Source organism: Alkalinema pantanalense CENA528 (assembly GCF_050753345.1).
GTDB classification, from domain to species: Bacteria; Cyanobacteriota; Cyanobacteriia; order Leptolyngbyales; family Leptolyngbyaceae; genus Alkalinema; species Alkalinema pantanalense.
Genome location: NZ_JBLZFX010000011.1, coordinates 19,706 through 42,136, shown reverse-complemented (window position 1 = coordinate 42,136; position 22,431 = coordinate 19,706). Strand labels below are relative to the sequence as shown.

At 48.6% G+C, this 22,431-nt stretch carries 20 protein-coding genes; 7 read left to right on the top strand and 13 right to left on the bottom strand.

The features are described from left to right. Positions 1-138: 138 nt before the first annotated feature. A complete protein-coding gene (locus ACN4EG_RS05795; RefSeq protein WP_431628326.1) occupies positions 139-774 on the bottom strand; it encodes a YqiA/YcfP family alpha/beta fold hydrolase in 636 nt (211 codons plus the stop codon). Between the two features lie 314 nt (positions 775-1,088). Between ACN4EG_RS05795 and ACN4EG_RS05790 the strand changes: the two genes are divergently transcribed. Continuing rightward, positions 1,089-2,282 carry an ATP-grasp domain-containing protein gene (locus ACN4EG_RS05790; RefSeq protein ID WP_431628325.1) on the top strand — a complete coding sequence of 398 codons (1,194 nt, stop codon included), beginning with the start codon at positions 1,089-1,091 and terminating at the stop codon, positions 2,280-2,282. 711 nt (positions 2,283-2,993) lie between these two features. After that, complete coding sequence (locus ACN4EG_RS05785; protein WP_431628324.1) at positions 2,994-3,908, top strand: succinate--CoA ligase subunit alpha; 915 nt, start codon at positions 2,994-2,996, stop codon at positions 3,906-3,908. Here ACN4EG_RS05785 and hrcA read toward each other — a convergent pair. The 4 genes from hrcA to ACN4EG_RS05765 all read right to left on the bottom strand — a co-directional run bounded on the left by hrcA (position 3,905) and on the right by ACN4EG_RS05765 (position 8,712). Continuing rightward, positions 3,905-4,993 (bottom strand): heat-inducible transcriptional repressor HrcA, encoded by a 1,089-nt coding sequence (gene hrcA, locus ACN4EG_RS05780; protein ID WP_431628323.1) that lies wholly within the window; start codon positions 4,991-4,993, stop codon positions 3,905-3,907. The two genes, ACN4EG_RS05785 and hrcA, sit on opposite strands and share 4 nt — an antisense overlap. 461 nt (positions 4,994-5,454) lie before the next feature. Further along, positions 5,455-5,802, bottom strand: a complete 348-nt coding sequence (locus ACN4EG_RS05775) for a rhodanese-like domain-containing protein (RefSeq protein ID WP_431628322.1) — start codon at positions 5,800-5,802, stop codon at positions 5,455-5,457. Positions 5,803-6,102: 300 nt separating this feature from the next. Beyond that, a complete protein-coding gene (locus ACN4EG_RS05770) occupies positions 6,103-7,779 on the bottom strand; it encodes a GspE/PulE family protein (protein ID WP_431628321.1) in 1,677 nt (558 codons plus the stop codon). A gap of 516 nt (positions 7,780-8,295) precedes the next feature. Then, entirely contained in the window at positions 8,296-8,712 is a 417-nt protein-coding gene (locus ACN4EG_RS05765) for a hypothetical protein (protein ID WP_431628320.1), read from the bottom strand. A 342-nt stretch (positions 8,713-9,054) separates the two neighbouring features. On the opposite strand from ACN4EG_RS05765, the gene ACN4EG_RS05760 reads away from it, so the two are divergent. Continuing rightward, positions 9,055-10,812 (top strand): DUF3352 domain-containing protein, encoded by a 1,758-nt coding sequence (locus tag ACN4EG_RS05760; RefSeq protein WP_431628319.1) that lies wholly within the window; start codon positions 9,055-9,057, stop codon positions 10,810-10,812. 152 nt (positions 10,813-10,964) lie between these two features. On the opposite strand, the gene ACN4EG_RS05755 is transcribed toward ACN4EG_RS05760, so the two are convergent. From ACN4EG_RS05755 to ACN4EG_RS05745, 3 genes are all read right to left on the bottom strand, one after another. Then, positions 10,965-11,633 (bottom strand): HEAT repeat domain-containing protein, encoded by a 669-nt coding sequence (locus ACN4EG_RS05755; protein ID WP_431628318.1) that lies wholly within the window; start codon positions 11,631-11,633, stop codon positions 10,965-10,967. A 175-nt stretch (positions 11,634-11,808) separates the two neighbouring features. Beyond that, entirely contained in the window at positions 11,809-12,012 is a 204-nt protein-coding gene (locus tag ACN4EG_RS05750; RefSeq protein WP_431628317.1) for a DUF6887 family protein, read from the bottom strand. Then, positions 12,009-12,191 (bottom strand): DUF6888 family protein, encoded by a 183-nt coding sequence (locus ACN4EG_RS05745; protein WP_431628388.1) that lies wholly within the window; start codon positions 12,189-12,191, stop codon positions 12,009-12,011. The genes ACN4EG_RS05750 and ACN4EG_RS05745 overlap by 4 nt, the downstream gene beginning before the upstream one ends. A gap of 276 nt (positions 12,192-12,467) precedes the next feature. On the opposite strand from ACN4EG_RS05745, the gene ACN4EG_RS05740 reads away from it, so the two are divergent. Beyond that, complete coding sequence (locus ACN4EG_RS05740) at positions 12,468-13,250, top strand: mechanosensitive ion channel family protein (RefSeq protein ID WP_431628316.1); 783 nt, start codon at positions 12,468-12,470, stop codon at positions 13,248-13,250. Between the two features lie 44 nt (positions 13,251-13,294). Here the strand turns inward: ACN4EG_RS05740 and ACN4EG_RS05735 are convergent, their stop codons facing one another. The 3 genes from ACN4EG_RS05735 to infC all read right to left on the bottom strand — a co-directional run bounded on the left by ACN4EG_RS05735 (position 13,295) and on the right by infC (position 17,972). Continuing rightward, positions 13,295-13,792 (bottom strand): cyclic nucleotide-binding domain-containing protein, encoded by a 498-nt coding sequence (locus ACN4EG_RS05735; RefSeq protein WP_431628315.1) that lies wholly within the window; start codon positions 13,790-13,792, stop codon positions 13,295-13,297. Positions 13,793-14,035: 243 nt separating this feature from the next. Further along, entirely contained in the window at positions 14,036-17,107 is a 3,072-nt protein-coding gene (locus ACN4EG_RS05730) for an MFS transporter (protein WP_431628314.1), read from the bottom strand. Between the two features lie 325 nt (positions 17,108-17,432). Beyond that, complete coding sequence (gene infC, locus ACN4EG_RS05725) at positions 17,433-17,972, bottom strand: translation initiation factor IF-3 (RefSeq protein ID WP_431628312.1); 540 nt, start codon at positions 17,970-17,972, stop codon at positions 17,433-17,435. Positions 17,973-18,376: 404 nt separating this feature from the next. On the opposite strand from infC, the gene ACN4EG_RS05720 reads away from it, so the two are divergent. After that, positions 18,377-19,291 carry an alpha/beta fold hydrolase gene (locus ACN4EG_RS05720; RefSeq protein ID WP_431628311.1) on the top strand — a complete coding sequence of 305 codons (915 nt, stop codon included), beginning with the start codon at positions 18,377-18,379 and terminating at the stop codon, positions 19,289-19,291. Between the two features lie 131 nt (positions 19,292-19,422). Here ACN4EG_RS05720 and ACN4EG_RS05715 read toward each other — a convergent pair whose 3' ends face one another. Continuing rightward, positions 19,423-19,722 carry an STAS domain-containing protein gene (locus ACN4EG_RS05715; protein WP_431628310.1) on the bottom strand — a complete coding sequence of 100 codons (300 nt, stop codon included), beginning with the start codon at positions 19,720-19,722 and terminating at the stop codon, positions 19,423-19,425. 132 nt (positions 19,723-19,854) lie between these two features. On the opposite strand from ACN4EG_RS05715, the gene ACN4EG_RS05710 reads away from it, so the two are divergent. Continuing rightward, positions 19,855-20,508 (top strand): hypothetical protein, encoded by a 654-nt coding sequence (locus ACN4EG_RS05710; RefSeq protein WP_431628309.1) that lies wholly within the window; start codon positions 19,855-19,857, stop codon positions 20,506-20,508. Positions 20,509-20,555: 47 nt separating this feature from the next. Next, the gene (locus ACN4EG_RS05705; protein ID WP_431628308.1) at positions 20,556-21,392 is read left to right on the top strand and encodes an ABC transporter ATP-binding protein; all 837 of its coding nucleotides are present in this window, start codon (positions 20,556-20,558) and stop codon (positions 21,390-21,392) included. A 44-nt stretch (positions 21,393-21,436) separates the two neighbouring features. Here the strand turns inward: ACN4EG_RS05705 and ACN4EG_RS05700 are convergent, their stop codons facing one another. Next, positions 21,437-22,192: a response regulator transcription factor gene (locus ACN4EG_RS05700; protein WP_431628307.1), complete on the bottom strand. Its 756-nt coding sequence runs from the start codon at positions 22,190-22,192 to the stop codon at positions 21,437-21,439. Positions 22,193-22,431 lie beyond the last annotated feature (239 nt).

Below are 22,431 nucleotides of genomic sequence, written 5' to 3'. Positions count from 1 at the left end.
AACCACGACTCGTTCATGATACTGCCTCTCCTGGATTTCTTGCCATCCGTTTTCACCAGGAGATAGGGAAATCAAATCAAACTCAACTTTCGTCCCCAATCGTCCTCAAAACCAATGGAGTTAGTCATTTTTTGAATGTTAGGGTTGTAAACCGCAAAATTGCTCAATCTTTCGCCAGATAGCTTCTGGAATCTGCGTAAGAGCATGGTCGTCATCTACGGTTTCTACAGTGACCCAGGGACGATTTTGGGAATATTGATAACTAGATTGAATCGGAATGATTTGATCCCCTTGACCATGAATAATCAGAGTCGGTAGGGATCTTTGCAAATGTGATTCAGAGTACTGTTCTAAATCCTGGATGAATGGGTAGTGAAGGGGCATTTTTTTGCCTTCGCCATAGTGATAAACCATCATCGGCTCTCCCGCTTGCCAAGTTTGTAGGGCTGATGGGTCGATCGTTGGCAACCAATTGTCTAAAAAGTAAAATGCGGGAGCCAGTAAGACCAGCTTTTGCACATTCGGGAACCGTTCCCCTAGCCAGGCTGCTGTCAATCCTCCAAAGCTAGAGCCAATCAGCGTAACCTCCGATGCATTGGTAATCAACGTTTGAACCTGTTGAATTTGGCGACTGAGGGTTAAGTGGGAAAAATCGCCTTGATTCAGATCCGGTGTAATTAATCTCTGGTGATGTTTTTGCCATCGAGATTTGGCCAATTGAGCTTTCCACGATCGTGGAGTAGAAGCAAAGCCATGAAGATAGACGTACATCATAAGTAACTCCTATAAAAGTAATTAAAAACAATTAATCTCAAGTCAGACGATCGCACGTTCCATTCAACACAACTTGCTCGAACCAACATTGAACTACCGTCATTGGAACAATAACGATGTCAAGCAGCATATAGAGATGATGGGGGTAGCCTCGCTAGGATAAGCGTGCGTAGACAGAATTGCAGCAATAAACTCCTAGGGTTCTCTTGCTAGCCATGGATTAATAGATCTAATTGCCGCAAAAGATTGCCGCAAAAGTATATTTTTAAGGAGTTGGAAGCCAGGATATGCCACCCAAGAGACGCAAGCGAACTATGGATCTGCTCGAATATCAAGCCAAAGAACTATTCCGGACAGTGGGTATTCCGGTCTTGCCTTCCCAACGGATCGATCGGCCCAAGGATCTGAGAAATCTCACCATTCCCTATCCCGTGGTTTTAAAGTCCCAGGTTTACATTGGAGGCCGGGGGCGCATGGGGGGAGTCCGCTTCGTTGAAAACACGATTGACGCCGTTGCAGCCGCTCAAACCATTTTTAATTTGCCCATTATGGGGGAATATCCCAAAGCGTTGTTAGCAGAAGCTAAATTTGATGCGGTTCAGGAGTTTTATTTAGCAGTTACATTAAATCGATCGATTCGTCGCCCCGTTCTCCTCGGTTCTTGCAAAGGGGGCATGGAAGTCCAATCCGCGATCGATCAAATGCAACAGGTTGTAGTAGATGGTGATTTTTCCCCCTTCTATGCCCGCCAGTTGGCACTCAAGATGGGCTTGCAGGGTGATTTGATGAACGCCGTCAGCCAAGTTATTGAAAAAATGTATTGGCTGCTCGACGACAAAGATTTAGATCTGATTGAAATTAATCCCCTAGCCGTTGATAGCAAAGGTCAAATCATGGCGCTAGATGGCAAGATTACAGTCAACGATGGATCCTTGGGACGCCATCCTGATCTGGCAAATCTCAGCGAATCTCCGATCGTCAATCCCCTCGATCGGCAGCCGGAATTGCAAATGACCATGGAAACCGATGGCGCGATCGGTCTCATTTGCAACGGTGCGGGCCTCACGATGGCAACCTTAGATTTGGTTTACCAAATGGGTGGTAAACCGCTATGTTTTCTCAATATTGGTAGCGAAACCCACCACCAATGGGTGCCAAACACGCTCTGCCAGCGGTTGGAGCAAGGTTTGGAACGTATGGGACAACAATCCCAACTCAAAGTTATTCTGATCAACTTGGTGGGTGGAATTGTGTCTTGTCAGGACATTGCCCAGACCTTAGTGAAGTTTTTGCAGACTCACACCCGTAACATGCGTACCTACGCCCGTGGACAGGAAGAATCGATCGTCAGTCGTGTAGTCTTTACCCCCCAAATTATTGTGCGGATTGTCGGCAACGACTACGAAGCGGCTCAGCAAACCCTGGACGGAACTTCGATCGTCCTCCTAGAAGATTTGGATGAATCCATTAAAGAACTGATGAGTCGAGTTAAACGAAACAAAAGCTAGTTTTAACCGTTACTTAATCTTCGTCACTTCCGTAATTTCACGGAAATTCTTTCTCTTTCGTGGCCTAGCTCCAAACATAAGGGCAACTTAATTAATGTCATCCATCTATCAACAGCCCTCGGATGAAATCGTTATCCTATAGGAAATAGCGCAACTATGAGGCTAAACAGGTTTTGACATGTAGGACAGAAGTATTAGTATTCTTCCTGTATGTCATAAAAAGTCTTAAATGATGGACATCTTGCGAGTTTAGAGAGAACCGTTTTATAGTCCATAGCACAGACTTCTAACCTCTACTAGTTAAGCAAAGTTATTTCCTCTGAAACCCCGGTTTTGCAAAAACTCTCTGTTTGAAAATTGTTATGAGCTAATTGCGAACCTATTCCTGAACTTTTCCCGGTTGGTTATGAGTCTGTTCCTAGTTTGTGTGTTCATCCAATGAGGCTATTTGCAAGCTTGTTGCTGAGTCATCCTGTTAACTCAGTTTTTACTCAGTTGTTCCTTAGTTAGCTCTTAATCTTTCCTTGAAAAATCTTGAAACGAAGGTTTCCTGATGAGTTTGTTTACATGGTTCAGCCATCAAAAGTTTAATCATTAACAAATTTAATGATTAGTTGATTGTTTATTGATAGCAAGTCTTTGAGTTCTGTAAGTCTTTGGGTTCTGTGACACTCAGCTCCGTCGTGAGCCATTCAGTTAGTTCGACACCTTATGATTTTTGCTCCAACTAGTCAAGTCATTATTCAGGGAATTGCCGAGCCCTTAGGGATGACCTATGCGCCTTTAATGAAAGCTTACGGCACCCATATTGTGGCGGGAGTGAGTCCGGGCGATGGGGGAGATACAGTTGCAGGCATTCCCATCTATGACATGGTGGAGCAGATTCCGGCGATTTCGCGGGGGATTTCCACTACGGTAATTTGCACCCATCCCTATGCTGCTCTAGATGCAGCATTAGAGGCTATTCGGGCTGGAATCCGGCAAATTATTTTGATTAGCCAAGGGATTCCGCCCCTCGATATGGTGCATTTAGTTCGGCAGGCAGAGGCGACGGAAACATTGGTTGTGGGGCCGAATGGCCCTGGTGTCATTGTGCCGGGACAAATTTTGCTAGGGATCCATCCCCCTGATTTCTACATGCCGGGAAATGTGGGTTTGATTACTCGCAATGGCCCCTTGACCTATGAAATTGCCCGAACGTTGACGCGGGCAGGTATTGGTCAATCGATCGGTGTCAGTATTGGCTGTGATGCGATCGTGGGCTCAACCTTTCCCCAATGGCTACAAATTTTGGAAGAGGATGATCAAACAGAAGTCATTGTGTTAGTGGGAGAAATTGGCGGCGATAGTGAAGAACGGGCGGCCCACTACATTTCTGAGGCGATCGATAAGCCAGTGATTGCCTACATTGCAGGCCACACTGCCCCCCGCAATCGTCGTATCGGCCATGCAGGGGCCATTATTGAATCAAAAACGTTGGACTTTGGCCCAGATATTGGTACAGCCGAAAGCAAGGTGGCTGCTTTTAAGCGGGCAGGGGTGCCTGTCGCCGAACGGCCCTCGCAGATTCCTGATCTCGTGCGCAAACTATTAAAGCGATCGCCGTCTAACCTGCAAGCATCCTAACTGAGCCGTTCTGACAAATAATCTGCGGTTGCTTCTACGAGGGCGATCGCGCTGTCGTAGTCCATGCGGGTTGGCCCTAGCACCCCAATGCTGCCAACGGGAACATTGCCTCGATGATAGGTCGAGGAAATTAGTGTGCAGGAACGGATGGGTTCCAGGGGATTTTCGGCTCCAATGCGCACGGTAACGCGACGATCTCGTTGGGTTTGTAAATCTCCGCTTTGGGGTCGATCGAAAATTAGGGGGACAAGCTGCTGCTGGCCTTCTTCCAGCAATTGCAGAATGGTTTGTAGTTGTTGCAATTCCGAAAACTCGGGTTGCCGTAAAACATCCGCTAAGCCACTAATCAAGATTTGGGTGGGTGCAGAAACCTGAGCCAGCCGTTGATCAACTTCTTGCGCGATCGCCGTCAGCAAACTGCCATACCGCTCAAATTCTTGCCCCAATTCCCGCCAATCCACTGCTTGTACATCCACCAAGGTTTTGCCCCGTAGGCGATCGTTTAAAAAGTTGGACAGAATCTGCAATTCCTGCTCGAGTAGTGCGGCATCTTCAAGCTCATCTAACGCCGGTAACGGCATGAGGACGGACTGAGTTTCATAGGTATCCGTCACAATAATGAGCATTACCCGCGTAGGATCTATCTGCACGAGTTGTAGATGGCGCAGTTCCAAACTGTGGGTCAGAGGGGTGGTGATCAACGTGATGTAACCACTCAGGGTCGCCAGAATTTGCGCTGCACCTTTCAGGACTGCCTCTGCACTCCAGCTACTGGATTGCAAGCGATCGGCTAACAACCGTTCCACTTGAGGGGACATCTGTGGCATCGGCTGCATGAGCTGATCCACATAAAGACGGTAGCCCGAATCCGAGGGAATGCGTCCTGCCGAAGGATGGGGTTGATACAACAGTCCCGCTTTTTCTAAAAAGCCCATGGCGTTACGAATCGTCGCCGAACTGACACTCATGTTATATTCCTTAACCAGCACTTCCGAGCCCACAGGTTCTGCGGTAGCGACATAGTGGCGGACGGTCGCCCAAAGCACTTGCTGTTGGCGATTGTTAAGGGTGATTTGAATAGACATTTTGAAGGAACTGGGAAAGGGAACTAAGGGCGTAGCAATCAGGGGAAATAGAAATCAGGGTAAGTAGAAATCAGGCAATGGGACGGGGTTGATAGTTGCCTAGTAGAGACTTTGCAATAGAGACTTCACAAGTTCGCTAAACGAAGTCCAACGAAACAGCCTAACGAAAAGAACTGTGTAAAAATGATTTGACCAAAAAGTTTGATCCAGAAGAAGTGGTCTGAGAAAATACTATTTTTAAGCAGATTTTGGGGTTTTAGCAGATTTTGAACAAAATTGGATGGGATGCAAGCTTTGGGGGCCTTGGTGTCACGATCGAAGACGATCGCCCGACCCACTCAACAGGCTTCTGGAAGAAGCTGCTAAGTGTCGGCAATGGTTGCACTCTGTGACCTTAAGATAGCAGATCTATTTTTCTGTCGTGGCTTGTGGCGAGCAGTCTTGACCCAAGCCTTACCCACCTAATAACGAGGTACCCCCGTATCAACGTAGGTAGAATAGGCATCAATCCCTCCGGTAATATTTTTGACCTGGGTAAAGCCTTGCCCTAGGAGCCATTGGCACATTTGGGCCGATCGCATCCCATGGTGGCACAACACTACAATTTCCTGATCTGCATTTAGACGGGTGTGAATATCCTGCGACCACAGTTCATACTGGCTGAGAGGCAAGCTAATGCTACCGGGTAGTTGTGCGATCGCCAATTCTTCTGGTTCACGGACATCGACCAATTGAAAGGTCTGCGGCGCATCTGTTAATTTTTGGGCCAAGTCTACAACGCTGATGCTGGGTAGGGTGGGTTGAAACATGCTGATTAGCTCAAGCTTTGCAAAAAGTTTCCGCTAGCCTACCATGCTGCTTAACCCCGATTTCCCCCTCCAGCATCAATCTAGTGGAGCGTCAAGCTTAAAATTGTGAGTGACATTATTCCAAATCGACTATTCCATAAGGATTCTGGAGATCACTAACGCACAAAATCAAAATTGACAGACCACTAGTTTGTTCATCTGAATCAGATTTCCTATATAGCGTCCCTACCTCTATAGACCTGATGGCTCTGGCCTGCCTAGAATGATGGCCCGCCTAGAGTGACTGTTGATCAAGCTTGTTTAGATTGCCTGTGGGTTAATTACTTTCATATGGGTATGGGGGCGGGCGGTTTTGCGACGGGCTAAGGCACTGTGGGGCAACACCCGTAGGATCTCATCCACCGTCGTTACCCCTGCGTTAACCTTGGCGATCGCTGCCATCCGAAACGACTCAAAGTTACTCTCGGCTAAATATCCATGGAGTTGGGTCATGGTGCCTTCATAGATGATTTGTCGGATTGCATCATCAATATTTAGCAATTCGATAATGGCTTCTCGCCCTAAATGGCCAGAGTTGAAACAGCGGGCACAGCCTTTGCCCTTCATCCAAGTATGGGCTTGGGCTTCTTCACGGGTCATCCCCAGAATCGTGAGTTCCTTCTCAGTGGGACTGTAGGGCTCGGCGCAGTGGGGACAGACCTTGCGCACTAGACGTTGGGCGACAACACCTAAGAGCGCATCGCTGAGTAATCCGGGATCTGGGCCGATATCTTTCAACCGGGGAATGGCACTAATGGCATCGTTGGTGTGCAGAGTTGTCAGTACAAGGTGTCCGGTCAAAGCTGCTCGGACAGCCGTTTCTGCGGTTTCATGATCGCGAATTTCTCCCACCATGATGATGTCTGGATCCTGCCGCAGAATCGATCGTAACCCCGCTGCAAAGGTCATGCCTGCTGCTTCATGGACTTGGGTTTGCGTAATCCGGGGCAGGACGTATTCAACTGGATCCTCAACGGTGACGACGTTGACATATTCTGTCGCGATCGTCTGCAAGCTGGTGTAGAGAGTACTAGTTTTACCGGATCCTGTTGGCCCTGTGAAGATAACCATGCCTTGGGGTTGTTTGAGCCAAGATTGGTAGATTTCCAAGGTATGGGGCGTAAACCCTAGTTCATCCATACCGGAAAAGGGGTTTTCGCGGGGCAACAAACGAATGACCGCTTTTTCTCCGCCTACACAGGGCAAGGTACTAACCCGCATATCCAAGCCCATTTCATTTTGCTCACCGGAGGCATAGCTTTCCCCAATCCGGGCATCCTGGGGCCGCCGACTTTCGGCAATATCCATACTGGACATAACTTTCAAGGCCACGATCGCCCGCCGACTAATTTCCGGGGGGAGGGTTGTGATGTCCCGCAGAATCCCGTCAATCCGGTAGCGTACCCGCAGCCCTTCTGCGGTCGGTTCTAGGTGAATATCACTGGCTCGGTTGCGCAAAGCACCGGAAATAATGGTTTTAATCCGGCCAATTTGGTCTTCGGCACGGGAAAGGTGTAGCTCGGTGATTTGGCCAATGTCTTCCTGTTCCCGTTCCCCTGTCAAAGGATTAACCAACGGATCCGCACTAATTGTACTACGGGACAAATTGGCGAGATGGTACCAAGTGCGATAGCTTTTTTCGGAAATGGGAACGATTTTAATTTCCGTCAGCGTTCGTTCCCCTATCGCCTTTAACTCTTCTGGGGATAGTGCCTTGGGACACCCAAGATAGTAACAATTACGCCACAGCAACAGCGGAATTGCTGTCGGGAGAGATCGACGATCGGTGAACTGTCGCATGAAGCGATCGCTCACTTCCCCATCGAGCAGTTCAAAAATGACATTTCCGTCGCGATCGATTAGTAGCTCAAGCGCCTCATCCACGGTGATTTCACGTTTTTTGAGCCGCTTCCAAACAGAGAGGCTAGTTGCTTTCATAGGGCTAAGGCTGGGGTGAAGGAGAATCAGTGGCTCCATGCAATCTCTCTCAAAGACATCAATGGTTATGCACAGAAGAAATTCCAAATCTATGTAATTCCTTTATGGGCGTTGAGTCGGTTAAATGCAGCGGACTCTCCAACCGCATCCAAAAACCATTGACGCTAGAGAACGGGTAGAACCTATTACTAGTTACTTGATCAAACTACTTAAGTCCGTAAACTACAAGTTTAGAAAATCACATTACTTTCGGTAAAGAATTTCCTTGTGCACGAACCCGTTTGGGTCTTCCGTCGAGACGAAGGGAACAGCGCATAAATAAAATCCCAATTGGGTAGGGGTAGGAGCGTAAAAGGGTAGGAGGGTAGGGGAATGAAGAGGGGATATTATTTCTTTGCAAATCCCTAAGCTCTCTGGTCAGGTAATCATTAATGCAAGCTGCCAAGGTCAAGCTGCCAAGATCCAGAAAGGTCAAGTGGCATACTTCTCCCGTCTTGAGAATCAGATCCAGAAATTTTAGTCCGTATCCCAGTCAAACTCTGAGTCAAACTCTGGTTCTCGATTGATGACCGAATCTGCACCTACTATCGGCTCTGCGGGTTCCCTTGTCGAATCATCCTGTGAGTGGAGTGACTCCGTTCCATGGGTGCGTTTCTCAGCTAAAAACTTCTGCATCGCCTCCCGACGATTGACCATGAAGCGATGCCAAAACCCCGGAATTAGGGTATCCATGCTCTTCGCGATCGACCAAACTTCCATCGCCATCATGTTATAAAAGGCTCGATCACTACTGCGTAGGCGCTCTAACCACTGTTCGATCGTCATGTGGTTTGTTGCTGAATCTGAAGTAGCATCCTCAGGTGATTCAGAAGGTGGATCGGACATCTCGGGTACCGTATTGTCGGATTGAGGAACCGTATCATTTTCGAGCATGCTACCTAGCGTCCATCCAAGGGAAGATGCGATGTCGCAATTTTAACTATTCTCAGCATAGCTATCCTTGAGCATCGACCGAGGGATTGCGGATCTAAAGCTCTGGTGATCGTGAGTGTTCGATCGTGATCCTTTGCTGCAAATCCTAGGGCCGATTGCGATAGCTAGGGGTGCTGGAAGCATCTACCGTTTCTGAGCCTAAATTTCCAGATTTCCAGACTCTAATTCTCTCGTTGCTGATGTTGTAGCATTACGGAACACCATTACGGAACACGAAGCGTTATTCTGTTGACCTGAGACCATGTGGAATAATAACCCTGGATTGGTTAAGCCAGATTGCCCATGAAACGTCAATCACTCTCTTCTGCCCTGACTGCTGTTGTCGCAATTCCCATCCTGATTATCTTGCTGGGATTCGGTTGGATGTTCACCCAAGGCTCCTGGGGGGTGTTTGGTAGTGGCGTCACGTCTGAACCGACCGCCATGATTTTTATTCCCAAAAATGCTCCGGCGATGGTTTCTCTTTTGGTCAATTCCGATCGATTGGCCGCAGTGCGTCAAGCTCTCGTTCCTGCTACCTTGAAAAAACAAACGCAGCAAGAATTTGAAGCCTTTCGCGATAGCCTACTCGGTTCCAGTGATGTGGGCTACGAGCAAGCCATTAAACCCTGGCTAGGCAATGAAATCACGGCAGCCATTACGAATCTAGATGTCGATCGGGATGCAGAAACGGGTAATCAGGTGGGCTATCTTCTCGCCCTGACCACCAGAAATACCCAGCGATCGCGGGAGTTTCTGCAACTATTTTGGCAGAAGCGAGCCATTGCTCCCCAGGATTTAGTATTTGAGCAATACCAAGGGACTCAAATTATTTACGGCAAGGTCAAACAATCGAACCTAGACATCCCCTTGACCCTAGCCAGTGCTGTCGTAGGCGATCGGTTTGTTTTGTTTGCCAATAGTCCTAAGGTCTTGCGCAATGCGATTAGTAACGTGCAGGCTCCTGATCTGAACTTAGCCAACTCGCTGAACTATCAACGCGCGATCGCCCATTTGCCCAGTAAACGGATTGGACTGGCTTATCTCAACTTGCCTCAGTTCTCCGCAGCCCTGGGAGATCGCAGCATTCTAAATCAATTGGATACCTTAACGGGTAAGGAGTCTGTCACGTACCAAGGACTGGCGATCGGATTCTCTGCGAATCGCCAAGGCTTAGTGGCCGACGTTGCTTTGGTGCCTACCGAGCTTAGCGATCGTACAGAGGTTGCAACTTTATCTCAACCGATCGCAGCCCTGCAATATTTGCCCGCTAATAGCCAGTTCATTGCCGCTGGTACCCAACTTCAATCCACTTGGCAAGGTATCCTCGAAGGCACCAAGGGCTATTCTAAACTGTCAGACTGGATCCAAAAACCTATTCAATCATTAGAATCTCGCTGGCATCTTACACTCACGGATGATGTACTCAATTGGGTGAAGGGAGAATATGCCCTAGCTCTACTCCCCGCTAAGACGGCCAAAGCGCCCCAGGATTGGGTTCTGGTGGTCGATCGCAGTGATGAAACTGCCTTCCAGCAAGGGATTCAACACTTGAACGATCTAGCGCAAAAGCAAGGTCTAACTCCGGGCAAAATTCAACTTGGACAACGGAGTGTGGATGCCTGGACTCGATTAGCATCCCCCCCTACGGTTGCCCTAGACCGTCCTGGTAGCGTGAACAATCGTAAGCTGTTCGATCGCACTGTGCCCGATCGAACTTTACAAGTCCAGGTGGCAGGCGTGCACACTTCTATCGATCACTATGAACTCTTTGCACCCTCGATCGAGGTGTTAGACACCATTCTCAAAGACGGTTCAGCCTCTTCCAGTGCTGTCGGTCGTTTCAAAGGGCTCAATACTCCCAACAACGGCTATTTACAAGTTAGCTGGCCGTCCCTAAAAGCCCAGTTCGAGAAAGACTTGCCTGGATTTAAGCTCCTGGAATTGAGTGCACAGCCTCTCTTGGGAAATCTCCAGTCCCTAACCCTCAGTAGCTATGGTCAGCAAGAGGGCATTACGACTGGAGGCATGCTCTTAGAATTCCGCAACGCTGACGCATAATTCTGCGCTGCAACATCCTGTGTTGCTTAAAGAGCCAGCAAGGCACGATCGTGAGGGTGCTTTTGGAGACTACTTGCAAAAGAACCTTGACGATCGTGCTGATTCCTGTGCTTGGCTTAAGGTCGCCAGCTGTGTTATGCCAACAAATATATTTAAGGAGATTTTTCTAATCGTTGTTGAGCCAGTCGAGCCGCCTCAGCAACATGTGGACTACTATCTTTTGCTAAATATTTCAACGCCGATAAACTTTTTTCGGTAGGTAAGTTGCCTAAGGCTTCTGCCAACCGTTGCCGCACCAGCCAGTCCTTCGCCTGGGCAAACCGCAGAATTTCATCTACAGCATCGATCGCCTGAATTTCGCCTAAGGCCGCGATCGCAGCTTGGTGTAAGATGACTTCCGGACTACTCAGTGCTTGTACCAACACATCGCGGGCTCGCGGATCCTTGAGATTGCCTAGGGCAACTGCTGCACTAAATCTCACAAGCCATTCCGTATCTTCATAGAACGCCCGCACTAGGGGTTCGAAGGCTCGAACATCTTCGAGGTAGCCTAATGCACCCGCCGCATCGGCCCGCACACCATAATCCGGTTCTGTCTGTAAAACTTCAATCAAAAGCGATAAGCATTCCTCCGTTGGCTTGAGCCCGAGGGAAAATACGGCCATCGATCGAACCTGCTGATTTTCGTCGTGGATCACTTTTTTAATCAGAGGTACTGCGTCCTCAGGAGGTACCTCTCTTAGAGCAGCTAGTGCTAACTTCCGATCTTTCACACTAGGACTTTCTAACCGCCTAGAAATCTGCTCTAGGGAGAAAAGCATAAATAAACCTACCTGGGGGAACGATTCCTCAATTGTAGGAGAATTTTTTTAGAACCTCTCTCTATCCCAAAGCTTGGTATAGTCCTCACCCAATATCTAGGGTGGTATTACTCAAGAGAGAACACAGTTTGATGGTGACTCGGGTTGATGGTGACTCGGGCTCAGGATGGTGGTTTTATTGCCCCGCGCGACGAACTTTCTCCAAAAATTCTGGATAGTTATCTAAGTCATCTGGGGAATTTAAGGCTGAACATTCCACCCATCCTGGCTCGGCACTAATTTTCTGAATATAAGCGCTCATCGCATCCGCATCATTGCGATGGGAGAGTAGGTAGGATTTCAAGGCAGCACGACTCATTGTGGTGAAATTAGGCTTCATTTTTGAAATCTCCATCGACCATCTGGATAGATTAGAATTTCGGTTTCATCACCCGCCAAGATGAAAATGTTGCCGGACGTTTCGTCAAAGCAGACTAGCCCGATCGAACGATACATCAACGTTAACCGCTGACACAAATCAAAGCAAGTCTTCAGTTGTGCATTGGTAGGAATAATCATCACGCCCCAAGACACCCAGTGCCAGTTTACCTGCGATCGTAAATTTAGTTAGGAAATTTTTAGAGAGGCTGCGTTAGTAAGTTTGCTCTTCAGACATTGTTAAAGCCATCTTCTATGAACTTGCTGCTTCGATCCCAAGGGGCAAATTGGGATGAAACTTGGGGTGAAACTTGCCGAAATATTCACCGTTCATGGTGAAATTGATTGTTGAGCAGCACGCCTTTATCAACGGGCAAGTTAGCTGTCAGGTGTCAAGTCAGTGAGTCTGCAAGGTGTATGACAGTTACCGATTTTTTGAGCAATGATGACCTAGCTCATTGGAGTTGGCAAGTTCTGCCCAAATTCCTTGGGGCGATCGTCATTTTGCTCTGCACAAACTGGGTGGGAAACTTCAGCGTTTCCATCAGCAAACGACTTCTCAAACGCATTGAACCTACTTTGCAGCGGTTTCTGTTGCAAGTTCTGAAAATTGTGATTTGGGTGGTGGGCATCATTGCGGCGCTCAACACAATCGGGATTGAAACAACAACGTTAGTTGCCATTGTTGGGGCAGCAGGATTAGCTGTCGGTCTCGCCCTTCAGAATAGTCTTTCCCACTTGGCGGCAGGCATCATGTTGATTAGTTTTCGGCACTTTGAAGTAGGGGATACGATCGAAGGCGGTGGCGTCTCTGGCACCGTGGATAGTATTGGCCTGTTTTCTACCACCATTGTTACTGGAGATAATGTCCGGATTACAATTCCCAATAGTCAACTTTTTAGCGGTACGTTAAAGAATCAGACGGTTCTTGGGACTCGACGAGTGGATATTCGCATCAATATTGGAGATCGGCCTCTCCAACCCACATTTCAAGATCTGTTAGCGATTGCCGAACATCACCCCAAAGTTCTTACCCACCCGAAAGCCGTGGGTCAGGTGATTGCGATCGGAGCCCATTCTACAGTTCTGAGCCTGAAGCCCTGGTGTCAATCCAGCGACTACGACCAAGTGCGGAGTGAAATCCTATATACCGTCAAAGAGTATCTCGAGCGGACAGCCCAACCGGACTTAACCCCGTGAGTCATCTGTGTGATGAAACGGCTATGGATTTGCAATAGATTCTGCTAGGGACGCTTAACACGGGTTGCCACTTCGCGGGGCATTGCTTTTGGATTAGCCCCGTTACTTGAGCCCCGTAATTCATTAATTTCTTGATTGAGCTTGCGGATCCGCCCCGAAAGAATACGAATTAGGTTCAGAGCAATTCCGGGCGTTTCATCGATCGCGGAATAGAGTTGCTGCTGGGTCAATTCCAGACAGACACATCTTTCTAAAGCAGTAACCGAGGCCGATCGCGACTCTGAATCAAAGAGTGCCATTTCACCAAAAAATTCTTCCCGCCCCAGACGCTTTAATTCTTGATCCCCGATGTGAACCTTGACTTGACCAGAAGCAATGATAAACATCGAGCTCCCTTCTTCGCCTTGACGAATAATGGGTTGCTTGGCTTCAAAAATCTCTTCTTCCATAACTGGAACTAGGCGGATCAAAAAATCCTCCCGAAGTTCCTCAAAAATAGGAACTCCTCGCACCAGTAATAATCGGTCAAACAGATTCAGCATGTTGCTGGAAGATTAAGAGCTTGGAGGTTAAAAGCCTTGTTACTGAGTATGCCCTAAAAAAACCATCAAGGCGTCATTAAGAATATTCTACGGATAGTGGCTGCAATGATAACAAACAAACCACTCCACCCTCAGGAAACTTTAAACAAGATGGTTACAAGCTTGTTTTACAGACTATAAAAATAGGTGTCCTAAATGGTTCGTGAATTCTCCGAATTTTGCTCTTACCCTCAATGTTCGAACTTACATCGGGCCTAGAATAGCTGTGTTTGGCATATCGTCATCATCGGATCCAGATGTAAGTGGCCTAGATAACTCTGCCCCTAGCTGATCCAGTTGTTCTCGAATATGAACCCGCAAAATAGGCTCAGGATCATTTTTCATGCGAGGTAAGACATTCATGTAAGCCGCTGGGTACATCGACTGTAAATAGGCCAACACCGCTTCTCTCAAAAAGCCACTCGAACTGCGGAGCCCTCCCAAAACATGGTGACGTTCTAGGGACCACTGTTCAGCTCGGGCTAAATGAAATCCACAGGCCAACACCCAATCGGACAAAAAGTGCCGTAGATCCATGAGATGAATTAGTCGATCGCTCGGCTCCATAGGCTGGTAAGTAATTAAGCTATTTAAGCTTTGTAGTTGTTCTTGTAGCTCTAACTGTTCCTGCCGACTGAGCCGATGACTCGTGCGTCGCAATTTCATACCAGGCGTATTTCGCCCGGACTGCGTCCGGGGAATCCGCTCCAAAATCATTAAGAACGCCCGTTTTTGCGGAATATCTAGTTTGTTATCCAGAATTTCTAGTCCCTGGGCAATATTATCTGATGCACCAGATTTGAGGTTAAAGGCTGCTGCTTGGATTGTGTCGGGTTCGTAGAGAAATTGCATGAGCATAAACAGTCGATCGACGCAGTCTAACTGAATCGTCCGCAGGGCTCGGCGTAGCATTTCTTCACAGGAACGGTGGGTAATTTGCCCGGAAAGATCTAAAATTGCGGCGCTGGTTTGACCAATCAGCATCATCTCCTGCTCGATTAACATTTCAATCCCTGATCGGCCCAGTTTTTCAGCTGTTACTTCAATCCCTTCATCTTTAGGAACCTTGATCAACGATCGCAGGATATGGGCCCGATCTTCTCCCCAGCTCGTGGTCAACCGCTCCACCATAAAATCGAGGGCTTCCGTTGTGCTGATTTGCCCAATTACCATCCAAGCGGAACTGCGTACCGACTCGGGTTGTCGCCAATCTGTTACTAGGGTCTGTAACCTAGGTAGGGATTCATTTTCCAGGCGAATTAGGGATTGCATTGCCACATGACGAGTTTCAGAGTCGTATAACCCATCCACCAAAGCCGGGTAGCCTTTTTCGTAATGGGTCATCGAAATTGCTTCCAGAACCGATCGCCGTACCGTGATAGATCGTTCTTTTTTGACGATTTCACTTACATAAATCTGTAAAGCTTGCAAATACTTGAGGTGACGAATTGCACGGCACCCTTCTGATCGTTCTTGTTCCTGGGCGTGGGTCAACATCAGCCGTAAAACATTGGTTGCTTCAGCTTTTTGTTGCGGATTGCCAAGCTCCACCATGAGAGCCGCCGCAGTACCTCGAATTGCGGGTGGAGACTGCGGTCGAATAAAAATACTCAGTTCCTTTAGATCAGCATACGGATCCGTTAAAAATACATATCTTAGGGCAGCGGCTACCACCTCCGGTGGAGCCGAGAAATTAATCAACCGACGTGCTGACACAATATGTTCAGGATTCGGGTGCTCCACCATAAATTCCAACACCCGACATTGGGCTTGGGGCGGAAAGGCTAGCAGTAACGGTGCTAGGATTTCCGTCGCGTTACGGGGATCAATTTGCAACAGCAACTCAATACAAGCCAGTCGAGAATCCTCTAGGCCCGGTTTGCTGAGTGCATCGATCGCGGCTCGCTTAAGTTCTTTAATCGTGGCAGGATTAGAACTCATGCCCAATTGATCCTGACGGGCACTCAGCACCAAGATTTTGACGTAATCCCGTTGAATCAGCCAAATCGTTATCAGCCAAGCTGCGGCCAGCAAAATCATGCCGCCGAATAGCGTGCTGCGCCAATTGTTACTGCCTAGAGCTTGCTGCCATCCAAGCACCACTGAAGCTAACAGCAGTCCCCCCGTTAATCCTGTGGCGATCGGTTCTGCTGATCCCCGAACACTGGCTTGGATTGCATTACTCCAGCGGGCCGGAATGGGCTGGAATAACACTGGACTCACACTGGCTAATAGGGTGAAATGAATCAGTTCATAGAAAAACTTGAGGACAACAATCATCCAAAAGACGACAACCGTCAGTTCACCCATCTGAGGAAGATAGGGGAGTAAGGCAATCGCACTCCCAAAGGCCAACACCAGAATGGGTAATAATCCTGATGTTGTGAAAATACCGAGGGTCTCTAAAATGCGAGGGGAGAGCCCCCATTGCATAATCAGTTCCAAAATCCCAAGTACCCCTTGGAACAACCCCAAAAAGCCTGCAATCTTTTCACTGCGGGTTACATTTGCTCCAACATCCCCAAATAATTGCAGCGGGTTTGCGGTCAGAGATTCCAGTTGTTTAGAGAACTGAAAGTCCACTAACAGGAACATTGATTCAGCCAGCACAAAAAAGACTAACAACAACCAGCGGTAGTTCATAGACTGGCCCCGCAGTTGCTTCGTCGCTTCCGTATTACTAGATTCTCTGCGGACAGAACTGCGGAAATATCGCTGCTGGCGCTGACTGATTGAAAAAAGCAGTCCTGCTCCCGTCAGCATCATGGCAAAGGCGACCCAGATGGCTCCTGAAAGTCCTAAGCGACTAAGAACCAAAGGTAGCGCAAACCCACTCAATACATCAGCTACCAGCACACCACTACTGATGAGAGGATAGGCGCGTTTAATTTCCCGAATATTAAAAAGCTGGTTAACGGTGATCGTGGTATTGAGATCGCTGAGTACATATAACACTTGCTGCCATAGTCGCATTAGCAGCACGGAGACTCGAAATAGTGTCAACCCTGCGATTGCCAAGCCCTCCGGGGCATCAAACCCCATGACAAAGAGCGGCAAAGGCGTAGCCATAAGCAGCGCGACTATGACAATCAACCATCGCATGGCCACAAAGGATTGCAACCAGCCATAAATGGATCCTAGGAAAATGCTGATCAGAGTGCTTGCCAAGTAAATAACAGGCAAGCGATCGGCACTGAAGTGCTCCAGAAACATAGCTGACGCTGTAGCTTCAAGCCAGAGCACGCCCACTGACGTTGCCGCATAAGACGCAAACATCAGGAAAGTACGTTCCCCTTCTCCCGGACGTAGATTAATCCATCGGAGAAATTTATTACCGAAATTATCTCTGGTTGATTCCTGGATTCCTGTAGTCATCTATGCGCTCTCGCGAAACATGGGTGTGCGCATGCTGAAAAGGCTGTTTTCAGTATTCCCCGATGGCCTTTATTCTAAATACTGTCAGTCCACCCTGGAGGAAAATTTATTCTTAGTCTCGATCGACTCCGTAATCACCTGGAAAAGTCCATCAACCATAAAAAAGAAGGCACCTCGTTCAGATACCTTCTAAAACTGACTGAATCGATGCTTGATCAATCAGCGTTTATTTTCTGGGTGCAAGAAGCATCATCATGTTGCGACCTTCTTTTTTAGGTGCTTGTTGAACTTCCGCAATCTCTTGAAGATCCATTGCCATTCGTTTGAGGAGACTCTCAGCTAAATCGCTATGTTGGATTTCTCGACCCCGGAACATGATGGTGGCCTTGACCTTGTCTCCCGCTTTCAGAAACCGTTCTGCCTGACTGATGCGCACGTTGTAATCGTGATCCTCAATCTTGTAGCGCATCTTGACTTCTTTAACGTCAACGGTATGCTGCTTCTTCTTGGCCTCTTTGGCCTTTTTCTCCTGCTCGAACTTATGCTTACCGTAGTCAATGATTTTGCAGACGGGTGGATCAGCTTTATCACTCACCAGCACTAGGTCAAGCTCTTTTTCATCAGCGAGTTGCTGGGCTTCCCTAGAGGTCATAATCCCCAATTGACCACCGTCGCTATCCACTACCCGCACCTTGGGGAAGCGAATGCGCTCATTAATCATCGGCAGATCGCGGTTAAATCGTCTTTCTCTTTCTCTTTCCGTCACAGGCACCGTTGGTTAACGTGGATTAAATAATTGAACAACTCAGTTTACAAAACAACTTAGCCTTTCGGCATGCTAAAAGTATGCCCCAAATAGCTCTCCTTAGGTCTACTTTGGATTTATCTATTTGGATCTACCTAATTTTGAACTAGCCCCACTCAAGCTGAAAAAAATTAAGCGTTGATTGAAGCAACTTCAAAAACTTAGCATTGTCTTGCCAAACATGAGGCTTGGAAAAACCCTAAGGTTTGTAACCGCCATTCTACTCACTTCACTGTCGATTCTTCCACTTCCTTAATTTAATTAACTTAATATCCCTTATTTCTTAATGAGGGATTAGAGCAAGAACGGCCAGGGGGCAGATCGTTAGAATAGAAGACGAATCTAACGCTTTGATTGAGGCATCCGTGACAATTAAGCAGTCTTGGCACGATCGAATTGGGTTTCAGCGGGATTGGTTTTGGCGGGGCTGGAAAATTCGCTACAGCTACAGCAGCCCCGTACCAGCTTCTTCGGAGATTCCGCTACTCCTGATCCATGGATTTGGAGCTTCGGTTGGGCATTGGCGACATAATGTTCCTGTCTTGAGTCAGCACCATCCGGTCTACGCCTTAGATTTACTCGGTTTTGGTTCATCCGAAAAGGCGATCGCCGCCTACGGCACTGCCCTTTGGGTGGAACAGGTCTACGACTTTTGGCAGCAGTTTATTCGCCGCCCTGTTGTCTTGGTTGGTAATTCCCTGGGATCAGTTGTCTGCGTGGGATTGGCTGCCAAACATCCGGAGATGGTTGCGGGATTAGCCCTGATCAACTTGCCGGACTTTTCCGCAGTAGAAATGTCAGGTTGGATCCGAAAAATTGTCCAACCATTGGGCAACTGGATGAAAGGATTGGTTACACTGTCACCCATTTTCGTCCCTTTTTTCCGCTGGATTCGCCAACCTCATCGGATTCGATCGTGGGTGAAGGGGGCCTATCCCAATGGCAGCAATATTGATGATGAATTGGTCGAAATTCTCACCCATCCGGCCCATGAAGTTGGTGCCGCTCGCACCCTGGCAGGCATGGTGAAAGGGCAGCGTCAACTCCCACCGGAGTACACTGCCCGTTACGCTTTGCCTCAAATTTCGATTCCAATTTTGTTGGTTTGGGGACTCCAAGACACCATGGTTCCACCTAGCCTTGCCCGCAAGTTTGTCGAATTCAATCCAGCGGTCAAGCTCGTAGAAATTCCCCAGGCAGGCCATTGCCCCCACGACGAATGTCCTGATGTGTTCAATCCTATTCTGGTTGATTGGCTTCAGTCTTGGAGTTCTGCGTAAAGCGTTCTATTGGGACTGTTCTCGATTGGTGTTATCGATTGCTTCACGGTAGGGCAATGATCCCCAGGAATGCTCGATCGTGGGAAACCGTCCTCGATCGCCAATAATTCACCGAAGTTCAACTGAAATGGCTAGGCGGCTTCCAATTTCCGGAAATGCTGAAGGACACCCGTGGCGGATAAGATGGCCGCAATATGGGATTGCACCCCCATGAGCGATAACTTGGCCGATCGCTGCTTGGCGATTGTGAGTCCTTGGATCAGTACCTGGGCCGCGTCTAGTTCCACAATATGGGTTTGGCTCAGATCCAAAATGACACCACTGTAGGGTTGAATTTTTTGGTTGAATTGATCCGCCAATTGTTCTGCCCCTGCGGCATCAAGATGCCTGGGCATCCGAATGATAGTGAGTTCTTGAGTTGCATCTAGCATAGATAGATACTCGATCTTGCATGTTCCTATGTAAGCAATCCCAGCCGCTGCCATCATCCGTAAAATCAGCTTTGTCGCACTCCCTCAACCTATGCGACCATCGTAGAAGTACGGTTATTGGTCAAACTTCCTGTGACGCAAGACTTGCCACCTTCTTCCCATCCTTCTGGTTCTGATGGGGTGACTCACCCTAGCAATGCAATAGTTCAGCCTAACCTGGCCGATCAGTCGATCGATCCCTCTCAGAAGGCAGTGGATACCTTTCGGATTTCGCCGCTGATTCGTGGGACATTACTGAGCTTGTATGCTGCGTTGACGATTCCTTTGCCCTTTTTAGCGGAGTTGACCCAAGCGCCGGTTCCGGCCACCTGGTTGTGGGTTGGGTTGGGCCTCGGCGCGATCGCGCTCTATGGTGCCTTGAGTGAGCGGGTCGTGGTGGATGCCCAGGGGGTGCAAGTGACCTATCCCGCTTGGGTGCCCCCAGTGTTTCGGAAAGGCTGGCAGTTAGCCTGGGGCGAAATTGCTGCATTGAAGCCCAGAAGTACAGGGCAAGGTGGCTTGGTCTACTATTTCGTGACGCGATCGGGGGAGGGATTTCTCCTGCCGATGCGGATTGTAGGCTTTGCGCGATTTGTGCGCCGGGTACAGGCAGAAACGGGAATCGACACGAGGGATGTAAAGCCCCTATCCCAACCCTGGATGTATGTGATTCTTTTAGTGTTTACGCTGTTTCTGTTGCTGATTGACGTCTGGACAATCGGGATAGCGATGGGTGGGCAGTACTGAGATCGGTGGAATGGCGATCAAAGAACGGGGAGCGCGGAGTCATCGGAATGCTGACTGGGATTGAACAGAATGGACATCCTGCCGGACGCGGGAACCCGCTGATCCAGATGGAGGCAGTCGGGCTGATTTTAGGGCAACAGGCAAAAACCCGTCCCAAAGGGTGGTTTGGAAGAGGCGCAACCGTTGCATTACCCGGTTATCAAGTTTTTCAAGACCTTTCTGGGAAAATTTATCCCGGCGATCGCTGGGCTGTGCTGGGGACGGTGGGCAGTGGGAAAACATCTTTTTTGCGGTTGCTGAATCGGTTAATTGAACCGACACAGGGGCGTTTGTTCTGGCAGGGGCAACCCTACGATCGCATCCCTATTGCGACACTACGGCAGCAGATAGTATGGGTGGCCCAAGAACCGAAGTTGTTGGGCATGACAGTTCAGCAGGCGTTGGAATATCCGCTGCGGTTGAGGAACTTAGCCCCTAACGAGATCGAAAATCATGTTAAGGCTTGTTTGGCTCAGATGGCGATCCCAAGCGCGTGGCTCACGAAAACAGAACCGCAACTCTCCGCTGGCCAACGTCAATGGATCGCGATCGCGCGAGGGATGATTGCTCAGCCAGCGGTTTTGCTGCTAGACGAACCAACAGCCTATTTGGACATGGGTTTTATGCAACAACTAACGGAATGTCTGCTAGAGCAACAAAATCTCTCAGCAGTCATTACTGCAACCCATGACGTACCATGGATCCAATCTTTTTGTTCTTCAGCGTTGTATGTAGCCGATCGACGGGGGCAATGGTTTACCGATCAACCTGACTGGGCCAATTTGCAAGTTCAACTGACCCAGGCCCGTCAGCAACTGGCGACAGAGTGGAATGAACCTCTCTAGGAAAGGGTAAGGGCAGCGATCGAATTTATGCTCACTCAAAAACGCTAGGGAACTGATCGGGCGATCGCGATATTCGGCGGAGGATAGTTTGCAGGAGGACGGCCCACAGTGGAATTCAAGCTTTCTAAATTCAAGCGATAGCCCACATTCCGTACAGTCTGAATCAAGCTGGGCTGATGGGGATCGATTTCAACTTTTTTGCGTAACGAAAGGATATGAGTATCCACAGTACGCGGATTATCAATTTCATCTGGCCAGGCCCGTTGTAGAAGCTCCGATCGGCTGAGGGGAGATCCCCCAGCTTGGGCCAGAACATACAACAGACTAAACTCCTGGGGCGTCAGTTCAATGCGTTCCCCAGCGAAGCGAACGCGCCGATGCACCAGATCAATTTTCAGGGTGCCATAGTCTAGGAATGCAGGGGGCGCAGCCATCCGTGCCCGTCGGGTGAGGGCATCGACCCGCGCCAAAAACTCCTGCATCCCAAAGGGTTTGGTCAAATAGTCGTCAGCACCGGCACGTAACCCTTGTACGATGTCCGCCTCAGTTGCCTGGGCAGACAACATGAGGATCATCACCTGGGGCTGCTGACGGAGCCAGCGACAAAACTCAAGACCTTCGCCCCCAGTCAAATCGTTACTAACGATTACGAGATTGGGTTGCCGTGCTTGGAAGGCTTCACGAGCCTGCATGCAATCGGCGGACTGAAATACTTGGTAACCCGCCTGCTGGAGGTGCCACCCGAGCAGCGATCGCAGGTGCGGATTTCCCTCGATAATTTGTATACAAACGGATCCCACGGGGGTGAATGCCTGAAACTTACGTCAACAGCCTAGCAAAGCCTTTTGGTTTGGATTTGTAAAGCAGGTTACGCCCTAGGGAAGAGAGTTGACAAATTTTCAGTTATTTGATTGCTCTTGGGGGATTCATCTGGACGTGGAGAGAGATCCCTGGCGGTTTTTAGGGTAATCGTCTCCGTATTCCAACTCACGCAATGTTACTTAACAGAGATTAAATTACCGTGTAATCTCTACATCAA

Coding starts and splice junctions, on each gene's coding strand:
- ACN4EG_RS05755 (WP_431628318.1), bottom strand. CDS start 11,633: ATGCTTTTCTCCCTAGAGCAGATTTCTAGGCGGTTAGAAAGTCCTAGT.
- ACN4EG_RS05795 (WP_431628326.1), bottom strand. CDS start 774: ATGATGTACGTCTATCTTCATGGCTTTGCTTCTACTCCACGATCGTGG.
- ACN4EG_RS05735 (WP_431628315.1), bottom strand. CDS start 13,792: ATGCTGAATCTGTTTGACCGATTATTACTGGTGCGAGGAGTTCCTATT.
- ACN4EG_RS05790 (WP_431628325.1), top strand. CDS start 1,089: ATGGATCTGCTCGAATATCAAGCCAAAGAACTATTCCGGACAGTGGGT.
- ACN4EG_RS05715 (WP_431628310.1), bottom strand. CDS start 19,722: ATGCTAGATGCAACTCAAGAACTCACTATCATTCGGATGCCCAGGCAT.
- ACN4EG_RS05750 (WP_431628317.1), bottom strand. CDS start 12,012: ATGAAGCCTAATTTCACCACAATGAGTCGTGCTGCCTTGAAATCCTAC.
- ACN4EG_RS05740 (WP_431628316.1), top strand. CDS start 12,468: ATGACAGTTACCGATTTTTTGAGCAATGATGACCTAGCTCATTGGAGT.
- ACN4EG_RS05745 (WP_431628388.1), bottom strand. CDS start 12,191: ATGATTATTCCTACCAATGCACAACTGAAGACTTGCTTTGATTTGTGT.
- ACN4EG_RS05770 (WP_431628321.1), bottom strand. CDS start 7,779: ATGAAAGCAACTAGCCTCTCTGTTTGGAAGCGGCTCAAAAAACGTGAA.
- ACN4EG_RS05785 (WP_431628324.1), top strand. CDS start 2,994: ATGATTTTTGCTCCAACTAGTCAAGTCATTATTCAGGGAATTGCCGAG.
- ACN4EG_RS05760 (WP_431628319.1), top strand. CDS start 9,055: ATGAAACGTCAATCACTCTCTTCTGCCCTGACTGCTGTTGTCGCAATT.
- hrcA (WP_431628323.1), bottom strand. CDS start 4,993: ATGTCTATTCAAATCACCCTTAACAATCGCCAACAGCAAGTGCTTTGG.
- ACN4EG_RS05765 (WP_431628320.1), bottom strand. CDS start 8,712: ATGCTCGAAAATGATACGGTTCCTCAATCCGACAATACGGTACCCGAG.
- ACN4EG_RS05705 (WP_431628308.1), top strand. CDS start 20,556: ATGCTGACTGGGATTGAACAGAATGGACATCCTGCCGGACGCGGGAAC.
- ACN4EG_RS05775 (WP_431628322.1), bottom strand. CDS start 5,802: ATGTTTCAACCCACCCTACCCAGCATCAGCGTTGTAGACTTGGCCCAA.
- ACN4EG_RS05730 (WP_431628314.1), bottom strand. CDS start 17,107: ATGTTTGCGTCTTATGCGGCAACGTCAGTGGGCGTGCTCTGGCTTGAA.